We start from the raw sequence: 17,039 nt of genomic DNA, 5'->3' as shown, positions 1-17,039 counted from the left end.
CGCAGCGGCGCACCGCCGCTGCGACTTGCCCCGCGAGGGTGGTTTCAGCGCATATGCAAAATGATCGGGCTGCTGCTGGCCGGGTCGGTATGTTCACGCAACTTGCCGACCGCCTTGGCGTCCACGGCGCCGCCCTGGTTGCCCCAGGTCGCGCGGGCAAAACTCAACACCTCGGCAAGCTCCCGGTCATTGAGCTGCTCACGAAACGCCGGCATGCGGTAGGCATCCGGCACCCCGGCGGCGACGATGCGCTGCGAGCCGTTGAGGGTGATGTTGATCGCCGAGGCGTTTTCGCTGGCCAGCATCGAAGTGGCGCCCGCCAGCGGCGGCATCCACTCGGCCTGGCCCTGGCCATCCAGGCCATGGCAGCTGGCGCAGCGGGTTACGTAGGTGTGCGCACCGGGCGCCTCCAGGCGGCTGGCGGCGGACACGGCCTGGTACTGCCAGGGTGCGCCGTCGCGCTGCGGGTCGCCCGGCAACGATTTCAGGTAGCGGGCGATGGCGGCCAGGTCATCGTCGGCCATGAACTGCGTGGAGTTGTTGAATGCCTCGGTCATCGAGCCGTACACCACGGCGTGCTGGTTGCGCCCGGTCTTGAGGAACTGCACGATCTGCGCCTCGCTCCAGCGGCCCAGCCCGGTGTTGGGGTCCTGGCGCAGGCTCGGTGCGTACCAGCCGTCGAGCAGGGCGCCGGCGAGGAAGGGCACACCGGCCTCGTCCAGCGCCTTCTCGTTGAACGCCAGGCCCCGCGGGGTGTGGCAACTGCCGCAGTGGCCGGGGCCTTGGACGATATAGGCGCCACGGTTCCACAGCGCATCCTGCCCGGGTTTCTGTGCATAGGGCGTGTTCGGCGCGAACAGGCCGTTCCACAGGGCGATCGGCCAACGCAGGTTCAGCGGCCAGGGGATGCTGCTGGCGATGTTGGCCTGGTTGGCCGGCTGCACGCCCTGCATGAAGAAGGCATACAGCGCGCGTACGTCGTCGTCACTGAGCTTGGCGTAGGACGGGTAGGGCATGGCCGGGTACAGCCGGCGCCCGCCCGGTGCGACGCCGTGGCGCACGGCGCGGTCGAAGTCGGCCAGGCTGTAGTCGCCGATGCCGTGCTGGCGATCGGGGGTGATGTTGGTGGCGTGGATCGCCCCCAAGGGCGTTGCCATCTCCAGCCCGCCGGCGAACGGCGCCTGGCCGGGCAGGCTGTGGCAGGCCACGCAATCGCTGAGCCGGGCGACGTACTCGCCACGGCTGACCAGCGCCGCGTCCACTGGCGTGTCGGCGCTGAAGGGCGAGGCAGGCTCGCGAGTGACGTACCAGGCCAGCAGGCCTGCCGCGACCAGGCACGGCAGGGCCAGCCAGCCCGCGATTGTTGCGAAGCGACGGTTGTTCATGGGCGGTCCTGTCGGGTCAGCTGAAGCTGTAGCGGCTAAGGGGCAGGCTGCGGATGCGCTGGCCGGTCAACCGCGCCACCGCGTTGGCCACCGCAGGCGCTACCGCCGGCAGTGGCGGTTCGCCTATGCCGCCCATCTTCGCGCCGCTCTCGACGATGCGCACATGCACCCGGGCCATGCGCGAAGGCGTCAGGATCGGGTACAGGTCGTAGTTGCGCGCCCTCGGCATGCCGTCGAGCCACACCGCTTCCTCCACCAGCGCCTGCGACAGCCCCAGGGCTACCGCGCCATTGACCTGGGCCTCGATGATCGCCGGGTTGACGATGCTGCCCGGGTCGATGGCCTGCCAGATGTCGTGCACCTTCACCTGGCCGCCGTCGATCGACACCTCGGCGATCACCGCAGCCTCCGAGCCGAACGGCGAGGCCATGGCCACGCCCCGGGCGCGCTTGCTGCCGTCTACGGCGGTGAACGGCCCGCGCTTCCAGCCGCCGGACAGCTCGCCCACCGATTGCAGCAGATGGGTAAGACGCGGGTTGTCGCGCAGCAGGTGCAGGCGCAGCTCGAACGGGTCGTGGCCGCCCTTGTCGGCCAGTTCGTCGAGGAAGGCTTCATAGAAGAAGTCGTTCAACGAATTGCCCACCGAGCGCCAGTAACCGAGCATGGCCGGGCCTTTCACATATACCTGGGCAATGCGCTTGTTGGCGATGGCGTAGGCCTTGCCCGACAACCCTTCGAGGGCGGTGGGGTCGAGTTTTTCGCCCTGCTGGCCGGCCAGAGCTTCGGTGGGGCCTTCGGTGGCGCTGACGGCTTCGATGGCCACCGGCAAGCCTTCGGCGTCCAGCCCGGCGCGGAACTTGACCGCAGCCACCGGGCGCAGCACGTCGCGCAGGAATTCTTCCTCACGGGTCCAGATCAGCTTCACCGGTCGCCCGACCGCCTTGGCCAGGGCGATGGCCTGGGGGTAGGGGTTGGCCGAGTCGTAGAGGAAGTGCCGGCCAAAGAAACCGCCCAGCAACGGCGAGTGCAGGGTGATCTGCGCAGCGTCGAGGCCAGTACGCTTGGCGATATCGTCGCGGAACATGTCCGGCGCCTGGTTGGGCAGCCACACCTCCAGGGTGCCGTCGGGGTTGAACCGCGCGGTGGCGGACGGTGGCTCGAGCTGGGCGTGATTGAGGTACTGGTTGTGGTAACTGGCCTCGACCGTGGTCTTGGCGCTGGCCAGGGCGGCGGCCACATCGCCTTCATGCTCGTCATCGCGGGGCGTGCCGGGCTGGCTGGCCAGGTGTTCAAGCCAGGCGGCGCTGGAAAAGTCCGCCGGCATCGGTCGCACCTTGCTGTCGGCGCCGGGCGCCTGCCAGTCCACCTGCAAGGCTTCGACCGCCCGTTTGGCGTGCCACCAGCGTTCGGCGACCACCGCCACCGCACCGGGCAGCTGATGCACCGAGTGCACGCCCTTCATGGCCTTGACCTGGTCTTCGTTGCGCAGGCTGCCCACCGTCATGCCCAGGCGCGGTGCATGTTGCACGGCGGCGTGGAGCATGCCGTCGAGCTTGACGTCGATGCTGTAGACGGCCTTGCCGGTGGACTTGTCGTAGGCATCCAGGCGCCGCACCGGCTTGCCGATCCAGCGGAATTGGCTGGGGTCGCGCAGGGTGATGCCGGCCGGGTCCGGCACCGGCAGGTCCATGGCGCGGCTGGCCAGTTCGCCGTAGCCCAGCGAGCGGCCCGAGGCGGCATGGATCACCTTGCCCGGTTCGGTGCCGAGTTCGCTCACCGGCACCCCCCACTGCTCGGCGGCGGCTTGCAGCAGCATGGCCCGGGCCAGCGCCCCGAGGCGGCGCATGGTCGGGTAGCTCATGCGCACCGACATGCTGCCACCGGTAATGCGCATGCCGTTTTCCATCACCACGTAGGCCTCGCCGGGCGGGGCGCTGTCGACCACGAAGCTGGCGGGGTCGGCGTCCAGCTCTTCGCCGACGATCTGCGCCATGGCCGTGAAGGTGCCCTGGCCGCCTTCCATGAACGGGCTGAGCAGGCGGATGCTGCCGTCCGGGCGAATTTCCAGGAACGCCGGCACCTGGGTGCCGCGCTCGGCAGTTGCCGCCGCAGCCTGTACTCGTGGCGCGCCCAGTGGCAGGCCAAAGCCGAGCACCAGGGCGCCCACGGCGGTGCCGGCGAGGAAGCGGCGGCGCGACAGGTTGACGGTTTCGCCCACGGGCAGCTTGAGCAGGTCTTCAGGGGTGTCGATGCGCGTGCTCATCAGGCGTTCTCCCCTTGGGCCAGCGCATGCACGGCAGCATGGATGGCGTTGTAGGTGCCGCAGCGGCACAGGTTGACCATCGCCGCGTCGATCTGCGCATCGCTGGGTTTGGCGGTGTGCTTGAGCAGCGCGGTGGCTGCCATCACCTGGCCGGACTGGCAATAGCCGCACTGCGCCACCTGGTGCTCGACCCAGGCCGCGACCACCCGCTTGCCGATGGCGTCGGCCTCGATCGCCTCGATGGTGGTCACCTCGCGGCCCACCACCCCGGCCACCGGCGTCACGCAGGCGCGCACCACGTTGCCGTCCACCAGCACCGAACAGGCGCCGCACTGGGCCAGGCCGCAGCCGTACTTGGTGCCGGTCAGGCCGAGATCGTCACGGATCACCCACAGCAAGGGGGTGTCGGCTTCGGCGTCAACCTGGTAGGTCTTCTGGTTGATTCGTAGTTCCATGATGGTGGGCTCCATGGCTCATCGTGCTGATCATCGGTTGATGTCGGATCGTTATGGGCAGGGTGGCGCAGCGAGGCGCCGCCTCTGTTGGCAACAGTTGTCGAACCTGAGCGAACTTTAGTCCTGGGGCGCCGGGTTTCCCATCCATGGGCCCGCAGGTTCAGAGGATCAGGCAAGCATTCCAGCGGATTGCGCTAGTGCGCCCACTAAACGGGCTTGCACGTCCACTGGAGGAGCGGCCTTGCGCCGCGAAAGGGTCGCGAAGCGGCCCCAGTTTTAGCTACGCAACAAGAATCGCCGGGGCTGCTGCGCAGCCCTTTCGCGGCACAAGGCCGCTCCTACAGGGGATGTGTGAGCCCGGCCACCCGGTCAGGACGGCTTGATTGCAGCCTCGAACGCACGCAACAACTGCTCGGCCGAGTACGGCTTGTTCAACAGCTCTACGCCTGGCTGCGCATCGTCGGCCAGCACCTGGCTGTAGCCGCTGGTCAGCACCAGCGCGATGTCGGGCCAGCGGCGCTTGATGGTGCGGGCCAGTTCCATGCCGCTGACCCCGGGCATGACCACATCCGACAGCACCAGGTCGATGCGCGGCTGGCCGGCTTCCAACAACGCCAGGGCGCTGATGCTGTCGTGGGCCAGGCAGGTGGCGTAACCCATGTCGGCCAGCAGGTTGGCGGTGAATTCACGCACCTGCAGGTTGTCCTCGACCACCAGGATGCGGCCCTTGGGCTTAACCAGAGGGGCCTCGGGCGCCGCTGCCCGGTCGGGGGCGGGGGCGGCCACCGCCGGCAACGACACGGTGAAGGTGGTGCCCTGGCCGGGGCTGCTCTGCACGCTGATCGCGCCACCGGACTGATGGACGAAACCGTACACCTGGGACAGCCCCAGCCCGGTGCCCTTGCCGACTTCCTTGGTGGTGTAGAACGGGTCGAAGATCCGCTCCAGGTCGGCGGCGGCGATGCCATGGCCGTCGTCGGTCACGGCGATGGTGACTTGGCCATCGGTGGTTTCGAGGGTGAGGGTGATGGTGCCTTGCCCCTGCATGGCATCGCGGGCATTGACCACCAGGTTGACCAGGGCGGTTTCGAACTGGTTCAGGTCCGCCTCGATGTAACAGGGCTGCGCGGGGCCCTGCACCAGGACCTGCATGTGCGCGCCGACGATGCTGCGCAGCATTTCGGCGATCTGTTCGACCTGATGCAGCACCGCGAACACCTCCGGGCGCAGTGCCTGGCGGCGGGCGAAGGCCAGCAGTTGGCTGGTGAGCTTGGCGGCGCGGTCGGTGGTGTCGAGGATGGCGTCCAGGTAACGCTGCTGGCGCTCTGCGGGCAGCGGCTTGCGACGCATCAGCTCAGCGGCGTTGCGGATCACCGTCAGCAGGTTGTTGAAGTCGTGGGCCACCCCGCCGGTGAGCAGGCCGATGGCTTCGAGCTTCTGCATCTGGCGCATCTGCGCTTCGGCCGCCTGCAGGTCGCGAGAGCCGGTTTGCACCTGGACTTCCAGTGCTTGGTTGAAGGTGCGCAGTTGCTGCTCGGCGCCATGGCGGTCGTGCACGTCCACCGCGGTGCCGTACCAGCGCAGCAGGGCGCCGCTCTCCGGGTCGCGGTAGGGCTGGGCGCGCACCATGAACCAGCGGTAGCTGCCATCGTGGTGGCGCAGGCGGTGCTCGCTCTCGAACACCTGGCCGCTGGCGCGGGCCTGGGCAAAACCTTGCTCGGCGGCGGCGATGTCGTCGGGGTGCACGCAGGTTTCGGCATACCAGTGGAAAGCCTCTTGCTGGCCGGTTTCGCCGAAATAGTCGTGCCAGCGCTGGTTGAAGAATTCGAAGCGCCCGTTCTGGTCGGCCACCCAGACCAACTGCGGCACGGTGTCGGCGATGGTCTTGAACGCCGCTTCGCTCTCGCGCAGGCGGGCCATCATTTCGTGCTGCTGGGTCACGTCCACCGCAGCGCCGAACCATTCGCTGATCTCGCCGTGGTCGTCGAAGATCGGCACGGCCCGCGACAGGGTCCAGCCGAAGCGACCGTTTGGCAACCATACGCGGTGTTCCAGTTCGAAGATGGCCCGCTCGGCTATCGCCTTGGCGATGGCTGCGAGTACTTTGGGCCGGTCTTGCGGGGGTATGTAGGTTTCGATCCACTGCGGGTCGGGTTGTGTGGCGTCTTGCAGAAACCCCTCGCCGCTGAGTTGATGCATGGCCTGCCAGTCAGGGCTCATGCGATAGATCGCGGTGCTGCTCGCGGTCGCCAGCAAGCGCAAGCGCAGCTCGCTGTCCAGCAGCGCGCTGCCCAATGTGGGGACTGCCGGGGGTTCTGGTCGGCTGTTGGGCATCTGTAGTGGTCCTGAAGTCGAGTGCGTCTGGCGGGTTCCTCAGGTGCGCGCGCCCGGTGATCGAATGTTCAGATTAGCTGCTGCGCCCCGGCCTTGCCGCGATCAGCGCAACACCTGCATCTGCAAAAAAGGTGTCTGCGACATCCGATATCCTGATGTGGCAAAAAATTCCCTGTGGAATCAGGCGGGCCGGCGCCTTTTGCGTTTCAACCCAGCTCGCGTGACATCAACCAGTGTTCCTCGCCCCAGGCCTCGAAGCGTTCCAGCAGGCGCCAACCGCGCTTTTGGTAATACGCCTGCTGATCGTGGGTATGCAGGTAAAGGGTCGAGATGCCGGTTTTGCGTGCCTGTTCGCAGATGCCGTCGATCAGCCGCTCGGCCAGGCCCTGGCCACGCGCCTGCGGGGTGACGAACACGCAGGCCAGCCAAGGGCCGAGGTCGGGGCGCTCGGGCAGGTCGTCAGTGGCCAGCGCGGCGCTGCCCAGCAGCTGGTCGCCGTCGAGGGCGATCAGGCAGCGCCATTGGTCATTGTACTGGCCTTCGGAGAATGCCTTTTGCCAGTCAGGCAGGGGCAGGTCGGCGAATTCGTAGTGGAACTGCTGGTGCAGCCATAGCGCCAGGGTGTCACTGTGCTGCATGTGGTTTTCGAGCCAATCCAGGCGGAGCATGGGCATTCCTTTCAAGTGAGGCCTTGTTGCAGGCCAGGGGTACCGGCGCTGGGGCGCTCGCGTATGATGGCGCACTTTTTGGCCCGGGCGCCAATGCCAGGCCTGTTAATCCACGCGAGTAAGGACACCTATATGCGCGAGCGCAAATCGGCACGGCTGCTGGTCATCAACCCGCAGCGACGGGTGTTGTTGTTCCGGTTCGTGCACACGCAAGGCGCGTTGGCCGGTGATGATTACTGGGCTACGCCGGGCGGCGGGCTGGAGGCTGGCGAGAGCTTCGAGGCAGCGGCCATTCGCGAGTTGCGTGAAGAGACCGGCATCGTCATCGATGCGGTGGCTGAGTCCATCGCCGAACGCCGCTTCCCGCTGGTGCTGCCCAGCGGCGAAGAGGTGCTGTCGGTGGAGCGCTATTTCATCGTGCAGGTTGTGCAACGCGCGCTGTCCAACGCCGAGTGGACTGCAAACGAATGCGCGGTGATCGCTGACCATCGCTGGTGGTCGGCCGAGGAGCTGCGGGCGACCACCGATACCGTATGGCCGCAATGGTTGGTTGGCAAACTGGAGGAAGAGGGCGTGTTTGCTTCGGCGCCGGAACTTATGACAACGCCGCAAACACCGACCCGGTAATCCGCTCGCTCAATAGCTCCAGTGCCCGTAGCCCCGCCAGCGAATTGCCCGCTGCATTGAGCGCCGGTGACCACACGCAGATGCTGTAGCGCCCCGGCACCACCGCGACGATGCCGCCGCCCACGCCGCTCTTGCCGGGCAAGCCCACCCGGTAGGCAAAGTTGCCGGCCTCGTCATACAGCCCGCTGGTGGCCATGATCGCGTTCACCTGCTGCGCCTGGCGCGCGCTCAGCACCTGCTCGCCGCTGTTGGGGCACAAGCCGTTGTTGGCCAGGAAGGCGAAACCACGCGCCACGTCGACGCAGCTCATCGACAGCGCACAGTGGTGGAAGTAACTGCGCAGCACCGCGTCGACATCGTTGTGGAAGTTGCCGAAGGCCTGCATCAGATAGGCCATGGCCGCGTTGCGCGCGCGGTGCTGGTATTCCGACTCGGCCACCACGCTGTCGCTGACGATCTTCGGGTTGGCGGCCAGGCGGCGGACGAAGTCGCGCATCGACAGGGTCGGGGTGGCGTAGCGTGACTGGTTGATGTCGCAGATCACCAGGGCGCCGGCGTTGATGAACGGGTTGCGCGGGCGGCCTTTTTCCACCTCCAGCTGCACCAGCGAGTTGAACGCCTGCCCCGACGGCTCGTAGCCCAGCCGCGACCAGATGCCTTCGCCGCTGTGGTTGATCGCCTGGACCAGGCTGAACACCTTGGAGATGCTCTGGATCGAGAACGGCGTTTGCGCGTCACCCGCGCAGTGCAACTGGCCGTCGAGGCCCTGCACGGCGATGCCCAGCTGGCGCGGTTCGACCTGGGCGAGGGCGGGGATGTATTGCGCCACCTGGCCTTGTTCGAGCAGGGGGCGGACGTGGTCGAGGATCTCTTGCAGAAGTGCTTGCATCGGGGGACCTGGGGCGAAAGGGCAGCGCTTGCGGGAAGTCCTGATAGACGCAGGCCAGAGGCTTCGGAGCACATCGATTGCGTCAAGCGCCGCCAGCCGCTAGAGTCTCGCCCCGGGCGTTCGCTGCGCCCGCGGTCCGCGCGAAGGGGTTGCCCAGGCACAGTACGATTTCTTTACATTCCAGCTCCCGGCTTGTCGGCGGACCGAGCCCCACAAGGAGTTGGCATGCCCGCCATTCATGCATCCCGCCATCACGGCCTGATCGACCTGCCCGCCTTGCGCAAGCGCGCCAAGCGCCTGCTGAAAACCCTGGACGACGAAACCCGCGCCCAACTGCGCGCCCTTGGCTTGCTCGGGCCCGAGTACCGGCTGGCCGACACCCAGTGGCTGGTCGCCCGCGAAGCCGGTTTCCCCAGTTGGCCAAAGCTCAAGGCCCATGCCGATGCCGTCGATTTCGCCGCCCGCCACTTAGGCTTTGCCAGCGATGGCGAAGCGCAGGTGCAGCATTGGCGCTGCGGCAACGATATCGAGCACAGCCTGCGCATCGCCGGGTTTACCGGTGCCTTCCACATGTTCGACGACCCCATGGTCATGGGGCCGGTGCCGGCGTTGCCGGAGGCTGCGTACTGGCAGGTACGTACCGAGTATGTACTGCGGGCGTTCAAACTCCCGGCGCAGGATATCGAACAGCGCCAGGCCAGGCAGCGCGCAGCATTGGCGCAGTTGAACAGCGACAGCGAAATGGTCCTCTGGTGCGAGGCGGACGCCTACGACCAGTTGTTTCTGATTCGTGTACTGGCCAGCCTGCCGTGCCTGCCGCGCCGCCTGGAACTGATCGAAACCTGCCAGGTTCCCGGCGTGCAGCGCTTCATCGGGATCGGTCAACTGGCCCCTGATGTACTGGCCTGGCTGTGGCCACAACGGCGTGCCCTCGGCGAGGACGCCTTGGCCCTGGCGCGGCAGGCCTGGGCCGCCTACACCGCAGCGGACCCGCGCGCCTGGGCGCAGCTTGCCAGCCGCCCGCATACGGCCTTGCCGCTGCTGCAGGGTGCGCTGGCGCGCCAGCTGCAGGAACTGCCCGGCGCCGAGGATGGCCTGAGCCTGACCGAGCGCTTGACCCTGAGCATCCTCGCGCGCCTGGGCGAGCAGCCGGCGGCGCGGGTGTTCGCCGAACTGATGGCGCACGAGGAACCACTGCCATACCTGGGTGACATGATGTTCGGCGTGCTGCTGCGCCCGTTGATCGACAGCCCACGGCCATTGCTGCTCGAAGGCGAGGGCGACAGCTGGCAACAACGTTCGTTACGCCTTACGGCGCTGGGTGAGCAGGTGCTGGGCAGGCAGGCCAACTGGCTCGACCAACAGCCGGCCGAGCGCTGGGTGGGCGGGGTGCGGATCACTGCCGACCACGCGCCCTGGGTGGTGAGTGAGGCGGGGCAGGTGTGGCAACGTTGAGCGAAATCTGAGGCTAGGTTTTGTACCAAAAGTGTGGTCATCCAACGTTGTGGGAGCGACGGTGCGCCGATGCGACTTGCCCCGCGATCTGCCGCGACGCGGCAGCAAAGCCTGAATTCGCGGCGTCTTTGACACTATTTGATATCGGGTACAGGAGCGCTTCGCACTCCATCGCGGGGCAAGCCCGCTCCCACAAAACTTTTCGTACAGAGTCTAGACTTCAGAAGTAGCGCCCGCTGCAAGGGAAAGTTTCCGAACAGACGGGCGCTATCTCTCTTTTGGAGATACAGCCATGACTGTGAACCGCGTCATAGTTGAAACGTTCTTGCGGATTTCGATCTTTATTTGCTCAATCGCCTTGTGCTTGATGCTTGTGCTGATGCTTTTTGATGTCGGGGGGTGGATGGTCTGGACGCCCGGGCTCATTGCGTGTGTAGGCGTTATCCTTGGTTTCGGTGCTCATCTGAATACGTTGCACGGTATAAGCGATAAACCGCTAATTCCCGGTGTCGCAATAAAATCGTAGTGGTGATTCGCCTCAAGGCGCTGACAGGGCGATTCAGGAGCGAAGCGATGGGCAAGAAAAACAGAAACGATGGTAAAGAACCCAAATCCGATGTGGCGAGACTGATCGATAGCGTTGCAAGTGTGGTGTCGAAGATTGCAGCCATGCTGCCGACGGCGTCTGGCGATTTGTTGAACTTTGGCGCTGATTTTCTTGCGGTAATGCTCATTGGATATTTGTGGTGGAGCGGCAATCTTCCCAAGGAGCAAATTTTTTTGTCGCTTGTCGTGGCGCTCGCCTTCATGTTGATTTGTTTTTCGGGTGCCATGCTGATGAGGCTAAGGAGATAGGCGGCCAGACCCGGATCAAGCCGCGTAGCCATAGCGCCTACGCAACGATCTTGTTGTGTTGAAAGCAGGCCGCTGCTACGGCCCGATCAGCATGTTTAATTGCAACCGAACAATATCAAACGCGATGTCGACCGTTTCTTACATGAGCTCACCGTGTCTGATCGCAGTCGGCGACTTTTCATGCCAGCCATGGGGCGCACAGCACCTGGTAAATCGTTGCGGGCGCGGCAAAATGCGTCGCGAGCAGCAAACGTTTTCCCCTTGCATCGCTTGTGGTTACTGCGCCGCTACGCGACTCCTAGTATCCTTGCCCGCGGCCAGGAATGCGCCTTATGCCGTTACCTGCAGGTAATGGCAGCCAGCTTGAGAATCCGGAATCTCCATCAGGTACTGACGTGAAGCGTGACATCCACCTCGTTGTGCTCTTGCTACTGGTTATTGGTTGTTCGCTGGCATCGTTGACCCTGTGGAAAGTCATGGCTTCCCGGGAGCGTGCGCTGGAGGAAGTGAACGTCCACGGGCTGAACCTGACCCAGGCCCTGTCGACCTATTCCGAAGGCATCGTGCGCCAGAGCTCGTTGCTGCTGCTCGGGCTGGTCGAGCGCCTGGAGACCGAAGGCAGCGGCCCGGCGCAGGTCGAGCGACTGAGAACCCTGGTGAGCCGTCAGCAGCCGCTGATGCCGCAGCTCAGCGGTGTCACCATCTACGACAACCAAGGCCGTTGGCTGATGTCGTCCAACCGACCGATCCCGTCGGGTGCCAACAGCAGTGACCGGGCCTATTTCATCCATCACCGCGACGATCCTTCGCGCGAGCCCTTCATCGGCCTGCCGATCCGCAGCCGCTCCAACCAGGAGTGGGTGATCACCATCAGCCGCCGTTTCAATGACGCCGATGGCGCGTTTGCCGGGGTGGTGGCCGTGACGCTGGGGGTGCAGAACTTCCTGCGCCTGTTCGGCCAGATCGATGTCGGACAGGAGGGCGCGATCGGCCTGTCCTATACCGACGGCTCGATGCTGGTGCGCTATCCCTTCCGTGAACAGGACATGGGGCGCAACTTCTCCAAGTCGCCGATCTATGCCAAGTACCTGGTGGAGCAATCCGTGGGGACTGCATCGTTCACCTCAAGCCTCGATGGCGTCGAGCGGTTGTATGCCTTCCGCAAGAATGACCGGTTGGGGCTGGTGACCACGGTCGCGGTGGGCAAGCACGAAGTGCTGGCGGCATGGAAGCTCGAGGCGCTGGTGTCAATGCTGGTGGTGGCCGGCCTGCTGGGCCTGACGGGCGCTATCGGCTGGATGCTGATCCGCGATATCCGCCGCAGGACCGCCGTGGAGGGTGAGCTGCGGGTCACCCAGCAACAGTTGCTGGACTCCAACCAGCAGCTCGAACGCCTGGCGATGAACGATGCCCTGACGGGCCTTGCCAACCGCCGCTGTTTCGATGAAACCCTGGCACTGGAAGTGCAGCGCGCCCAGCGCCAGGGCACGAGCCTGGCGTTGCTGATGATCGATATCGATTACTTCAAGTTGTACAACGACACCTACGGGCATGTTGCTGGCGACGCCTGCCTGCGCGAAGTCAGCCACGTGCTGCAGGCTTGTGTCCGGCGCGCCGGTGACCTGGTGGCGCGCTATGGCGGTGAGGAAATCGGCGTCATCCTGCCCAACACCGAGCGCGAGGGGGCAGAGGCGGTGGCGCGGCATGTGCTCGAGCGGCTGAGCCAGCGCAACATCGAGCATCGCACCAGCCCCTTTGGGCAGGTTACCGTGAGCGTCGGCATTGCCTCGGTGCCGGGAGCGCAGCTGCAAAGCGGCCAGGCCTTGATCGACGGGGCTGACCAGGCGCTGTACGGCGCCAAGGGCACGGGCCGCAATCGCGCGGCCTGTGCCTGAGTCGCCGACCTTGGCAGGCAACCCTCACTTGCCGCTGACCATCCGCGTCCACAGCCGTGTGCTCAAGCGCATGCCCGCCGGTGACAGGGTCTGGATCGGGAACAGCGTATCGAGCACTGCCTGCGGTGGGTACACCGCCGGGTTGTCGCGCAGCGCCGGGTCGACGTAGGGCAGCGAGGCCGCGTTGCCGTTGGGGTACTTCACCGCGTTGCTGATATGCGCCATCACCTGCGGGTCGAGCAGGTAGTTCAAGTAGGCGTATGCGGCATCCAGGTGCGGCGCCGCCTTGGGGATCACCACCATGTCGACGGCGACCGTCGAGCCTTCGCGCGGGATGCTGTAGCCCAGGTGCACGCCATTGTTGGCCTGCTGGGCGCTGCTCATGGCCTGCAGCACATCGCCGCTGAAGCCGATGGCCACGCAGATATTGCCGTTGGCCAGGTCGCTGACGTACTTGGACTGGTGGAAATAGCTGATCGACGGGCGGATCGCCAGCAGCGCCGCCTCGGCCTTCTTGAAGTCCTCAGGGCTTTGGCTGTGCGGGTCCAGGCCCAGCACCTTGAGGGTGATCGGCAGGATCTGCGTGGGGTTGTCGAGGAAGGCCACGCCGCAGGCGCTGAGCTTCTTGATGTTCTCTGGGTTGAACAGCAGTTGCCAGGAGTCGGTGACGTCGGTGCTGCCGAAGATCGCCTTGATCTTGTCCACGTTGTAGCCGATGCCGGTGGTCACCCACATGTACGGGATCGCGTGGCGATTGCCGGGGTCGCTGGCCTCGAGCAGCTTCATCAGCTTGGGGTCGAGGTTGTTCCAGTTGGGCAGCTTGCTGCGGTCCAGCTCCTGAATGGCGCCGGCCTTGATCAGCCGTGGCAGGAAATGGTTGGACGGGCTGACCAGGTCGTAGCCACTGCCGCCGGTCATCAGCTTGGCTTCGGTGGTTTCGTTGCTGTCGATCAGGTCGTAGGTGGTCTGGATGCCGGTGCGTTGGGTGAACACCGCCAGGGTGTCGTCGGCGATGTAGCTGCTCCAGTTGGCGATATTGACCGACTCGGCTGCCTGGGCGGCGAGGCTCAGCAGCGCGGTGGAAGCAATGGCCATGCAGGTGGGTCTGATCATCTTGCCCTCTCTTGTTGTGATTGTGCGCAAGCGCTTGGGTTTATCAACGTTCCAGGCGAGCCCGACGCACTTCCCAGGCCATGCGCAGGGAAGCACCGATGTCGAACAGTGGCCGTGGCGGCAGGTAGCCGGGGCGGGCCTGGGCCAGTACATCGGTCAGCAGCGGCGAGGTTTCGCCCGTGGCCATCTCCACCAGCAGCCGGCCCCACAGGGTGCCGCGGGCGACCCCCGAGCCATTGCAGCCGGCGACCGCGTACAGGCCTTCATCGACCCTGGCGAAGCACGGCTCGCCGGAGCGGGTGCCGCTCAGATGGCCGGTCCAGGTGTATTCGAGGTCTTGGGCGTTTAGCCCTGGGAAGCGCTTTTGCAGCCCGTTCAGGTGTTCGTGCCGGCGGGCCTGCAGCTGTGCCGGGCTGAGGTCGCGGCAGCGGTATTCGACGGTGTTGCGGATCAGCAGGCGCCGGCCCGGCAACAGGCGCAGGGTGGCGCCGCCCGGCAGGCTCGACAGCACGCCCCAGGTACGTTCACCGAACTGCTGTTGCCAGTGTTCCTCGGTCAGGGGCCGGGTGATGCTGGCGCTCAGTTCCAGGGGGAAGGTGCCGCTGTGGTGCACCCCCACGCGGGGCAGGAAGGCGCCGACACAAGCCAGTACGCGGGTGGCGCTGACCTGGCCGGCCTCGGTGCGGGCCTGCCAGCCGTGGTCGCCCCGGCGCAGGCTGAGCACCGCGCTGTTTTCGTATACCTGCACGGCCTCGGGCAGCTGGTCTGCCAGCCCCCGCACATACTTGGCCGGTTGCAGCAGGGCGTTGCCGCCGGCGCAGTGGATGGCGCGGGTGTAGAAGCTGCTGCCCAGGCGCTGGCGCAGGGCGTCACCTTCCAGGTAGTGGGCGCTGGCACCGACCGCTTCGAGGGTCTTGAGCATGGCGTCGACCTGTTGCAGGTGCGCCGGTTGGCTTACCGCGAAGTGGTAGCCGGCGTCATCGTATTCGCAGGCAATGCCCAGTTCACTGATGCGCTGGCGCACTTCCTGGCCTGCCGCCACACCGATGCGCGAGGCCACGGCGAAATCGGCGAAGCCGGGCTTGCCCAGCAGCTCGCTGGATGCAGGCTTTTCATGGCTGACGGCGAACCCCGAGTTGCGCGCTGAAGCGCCTTGGGCAACCCGCTGCCGGTCGAGCAGCACGATGCGCTGCCCGGGGAAGCGGGCGGCCAGGGTGTGTGCCGCCGCAAGGCCGGTGATGCCGCCACCGATGATCAGCCAGTCGGCGGTGCGGTTGCCGTTCAGGCGGGGATGCGCGGCGGATTCGCCGGCCAGCGCGATCCATCCACAGCGGTTGTCGATTGCCATCAGCTCCTCCACAATCAATGCGCACGGTTTATCGGTGTTGTGCCTGGGTGCGCCTGTTGGGCCTAATCTACGAGGGCTGTGGGTATGTTTCTAACGCTAATAATTCATTCAGCCATTCTCAAAACGCATGGATAAAATTTTTCGAGTGCCCTCGCTGCAAGCGCTGCAGGCGCTGATCCAGGTGGCGGATTGCAGCAGTTTTACCGAGGCCGCTCGGCAGCTGCACCTGACCCAGAGCGCGATCAGCCGGCAGATCCAGCAACTGGAGGAGCACTACGGCGTGGCGCTGTTCGACCGTACCAGCCGCAAGGTGGCGCTCACCGACCAGGGGCGCGATGTGTATGCGGTGGCGAGCGAGTCGATGGCCGCGCTGCGCGCCCTGGCGCAACGCCTGTCGCCACCGCCGATGGACCGGCCGTTTCGCATTCGCATCTTCGTCTCGCTGGCTGTGCGCTGGCTGCTGCCGCGGCTGAGCAGTTTCTATGCGCTCAATCCGGCGCTGAGCTTGTCCATCGAGACCGTCAGCGGCGAGGTGGTGGACACCAGCGGCGACTGCGATGCCTATGTGCTGTACCTGCGCGAGGGGCTGGACGAGCGTCCGTTGACGCTGTTGTTCGACGAGTACCTGCTGCCGGTCTGCGCGCCTGTGCTCGGTGACGGTCAGCCAGCGCCGGATTCACTGGCAGCGCTGGAAGGCCATGCACTGATCCACGGCTCGACCGCGCGTCACGAATGGAACCTCTGGTTGCAGGCGCGCCAGGGCCAGCCCGAGCGGGCCTATCAGCACCTGATGTTCAACCTCGATGACCTGGCGTTGGATGCAGCAGCCCGTGGCCTTGGCGTGGCCATGAGTGACCGGATGCTGGCGCACGATGCCCTGGCCCGGGGCGACTTGATCGTGCCGTTTGGCGAGCCGCTACGCACTGGCGGTGTGTATGCCCTGTGGTTGCGCGACAGCGGGGTGGCGCACCCGGCTTGCAAGGCGGTGCTGCAGTGGTTCGAGACGCAACTCGAGCAAACCCGGCCTGGTCCGCTCTAGCACGCGGGCCGAGCCTTTACTCGAAAGCTTCTGTAAGCTGCTGGCTCCAGCCCCGCAGAGTCCTTGAAAATGGATGCCCACTCGATTCTTGCCTTCACCCTGGTTGCCGCAATCGCCATTGCCAGCCCTGGCCCCGCAACGCTGATGGCGATCAATAACAGCCTGGCCCACGGGCAACGCAGCGCGGTGTGGTCGTCGCTGGGCAACGCCAGCGGGCTGTTCTGCCTGTCGGCGGCGGCGATGCTGGGCCTGGGCGCCTTGCTGGCCAGCTCCGAATGGCTGTTCAACGCGGTGAAGATCCTCGGTGCCGGCTACCTGTTCTACCTGGGCGCCAAGCAGTTGCTGAAGAAAAGCCCGATGCTGGTGGACGGCCTCGAGGAGGGCGCCAAAAAGCCCAGCCCCACGCCTGGCAAACTGTTCAAGTCGGCGTTCCTCACGGCGGTGACCAACCCCAAGGCGACCATGTTCTTCACTGCGCTGTTCCCGCAGTTCATTGACCAGGGCGCCGCGTTGCTGCCGCAGTTCCTGATCCTCACCAGCATCTTCATGGCGTTGTCGCTGGCGTCGCTGAGCCTGTATGCAGCGCTCGCCACCCGGGCCAAGGGCGTGCTGACCCGGCCATCGCTGTCGCGCTGGGTGAGCCGGGTGGTGGGGACCACCTTCATTGGTTTTGGTGCGGCGATTTTGACCATGCGCCGGCAAGGGGTGTAACG

At 65.6% G+C, this 17,039-nt stretch carries 14 protein-coding genes; 6 read left to right on the top strand and 8 right to left on the bottom strand.

Annotation, left to right across the window (positions count from 1 at the left end):
• Window positions 1-44: 44 nt before the first annotated feature.
• The 5 genes from ACO6VM_RS02385 to ACO6VM_RS02365 all read right to left on the bottom strand — a co-directional run bounded on the left by ACO6VM_RS02385 (window position 45) and on the right by ACO6VM_RS02365 (window position 7,105).
• Window positions 45-1,385 (bottom strand): c-type cytochrome, encoded by a 1,341-nt coding sequence (locus tag ACO6VM_RS02385; RefSeq protein ID WP_401057046.1) that lies wholly within the window; start codon window positions 1,383-1,385, stop codon window positions 45-47.
• 16 nt (window positions 1,386-1,401) lie between these two features.
• A complete protein-coding gene (locus tag ACO6VM_RS02380) occupies window positions 1,402-3,648 on the bottom strand; it encodes a xanthine dehydrogenase family protein molybdopterin-binding subunit (protein WP_401057047.1) in 2,247 nt (748 codons plus the stop codon).
• Complete coding sequence (locus ACO6VM_RS02375; protein ID WP_110993707.1) at window positions 3,648-4,103, bottom strand: (2Fe-2S)-binding protein; 456 nt, start codon at window positions 4,101-4,103, stop codon at window positions 3,648-3,650. The genes ACO6VM_RS02380 and ACO6VM_RS02375 overlap by 1 nt, the downstream gene beginning before the upstream one ends.
• A 369-nt stretch (window positions 4,104-4,472) precedes the next feature.
• Complete coding sequence (locus ACO6VM_RS02370) at window positions 4,473-6,437, bottom strand: ATP-binding protein (protein WP_422402705.1); 1,965 nt, start codon at window positions 6,435-6,437, stop codon at window positions 4,473-4,475.
• Between the two features lie 206 nt (window positions 6,438-6,643).
• Complete coding sequence (locus tag ACO6VM_RS02365) at window positions 6,644-7,105, bottom strand: GNAT family N-acetyltransferase (RefSeq protein ID WP_422402704.1); 462 nt, start codon at window positions 7,103-7,105, stop codon at window positions 6,644-6,646.
• A gap of 132 nt (window positions 7,106-7,237) precedes the next feature.
• Between ACO6VM_RS02365 and ACO6VM_RS02360 the strand changes: the two genes are divergently transcribed.
• A complete protein-coding gene (locus tag ACO6VM_RS02360; RefSeq protein WP_422402703.1) occupies window positions 7,238-7,732 on the top strand; it encodes an NUDIX hydrolase in 495 nt (164 codons plus the stop codon).
• Here ACO6VM_RS02360 and glsB read toward each other — a convergent pair.
• On the bottom strand, window positions 7,701-8,621 hold the full coding sequence (glsB, locus tag ACO6VM_RS02355; protein WP_347150245.1) for a glutaminase B: 921 nt from the start codon (window positions 8,619-8,621) through the stop codon (window positions 7,701-7,703). The two genes, ACO6VM_RS02360 and glsB, sit on opposite strands and share 32 nt — an antisense overlap.
• 225 nt (window positions 8,622-8,846) lie before the next feature.
• On the opposite strand from glsB, the gene ACO6VM_RS02350 reads away from it, so the two are divergent.
• The 3 genes from ACO6VM_RS02350 (at window position 8,847) to ACO6VM_RS02340 (ending at window position 12,826) form a co-directional block, all read left to right on the top strand.
• Entirely contained in the window at window positions 8,847-10,076 is a 1,230-nt protein-coding gene (locus ACO6VM_RS02350) for a DUF1835 domain-containing protein (RefSeq protein WP_422402702.1), read from the top strand.
• A gap of 573 nt (window positions 10,077-10,649) precedes the next feature.
• Window positions 10,650-10,931 carry a hypothetical protein gene (locus ACO6VM_RS02345; protein ID WP_422402701.1) on the top strand — a complete coding sequence of 94 codons (282 nt, stop codon included), beginning with the start codon at window positions 10,650-10,652 and terminating at the stop codon, window positions 10,929-10,931.
• Window positions 10,932-11,326: 395 nt separating this feature from the next.
• Window positions 11,327-12,826 (top strand): sensor domain-containing diguanylate cyclase, encoded by a 1,500-nt coding sequence (locus ACO6VM_RS02340; protein WP_422402700.1) that lies wholly within the window; start codon window positions 11,327-11,329, stop codon window positions 12,824-12,826.
• 24 nt (window positions 12,827-12,850) lie between these two features.
• On the opposite strand, the gene ACO6VM_RS02335 is transcribed toward ACO6VM_RS02340, so the two are convergent.
• Together ACO6VM_RS02335 and ACO6VM_RS02330 are read right to left on the bottom strand one after the other, a co-directional pair.
• Window positions 12,851-13,939 carry a polyamine ABC transporter substrate-binding protein gene (locus tag ACO6VM_RS02335; protein WP_422402699.1) on the bottom strand — a complete coding sequence of 363 codons (1,089 nt, stop codon included), beginning with the start codon at window positions 13,937-13,939 and terminating at the stop codon, window positions 12,851-12,853.
• Window positions 13,940-13,982: 43 nt separating this feature from the next.
• Complete coding sequence (locus ACO6VM_RS02330; RefSeq protein WP_422402707.1) at window positions 13,983-15,281, bottom strand: NAD(P)/FAD-dependent oxidoreductase; 1,299 nt, start codon at window positions 15,279-15,281, stop codon at window positions 13,983-13,985.
• Between the two features lie 133 nt (window positions 15,282-15,414).
• On the opposite strand from ACO6VM_RS02330, the gene ACO6VM_RS02325 reads away from it, so the two are divergent.
• Together ACO6VM_RS02325 and ACO6VM_RS02320 are read left to right on the top strand one after the other, a co-directional pair.
• A complete protein-coding gene (locus ACO6VM_RS02325) occupies window positions 15,415-16,326 on the top strand; it encodes a LysR substrate-binding domain-containing protein (protein WP_422402698.1) in 912 nt (303 codons plus the stop codon).
• A 69-nt stretch (window positions 16,327-16,395) separates the two neighbouring features.
• Window positions 16,396-17,037 (top strand): LysE family translocator, encoded by a 642-nt coding sequence (locus ACO6VM_RS02320; protein ID WP_401057055.1) that lies wholly within the window; start codon window positions 16,396-16,398, stop codon window positions 17,035-17,037.
• The last annotated feature ends 2 nt before the right edge of the window (window positions 17,038-17,039 follow it).

Origin of the sequence: Pseudomonas sp. GZD-209 (genome assembly GCF_049310485.1) — a bacterium.
In the GTDB taxonomy this organism is placed as follows: domain Bacteria; phylum Pseudomonadota; class Gammaproteobacteria; order Pseudomonadales; family Pseudomonadaceae; genus Aquipseudomonas; species Aquipseudomonas sichuanensis.
Note: the sequence above shows the minus strand (reverse complement) of the source record. Positions and strands in the feature narration are given on the sequence as shown.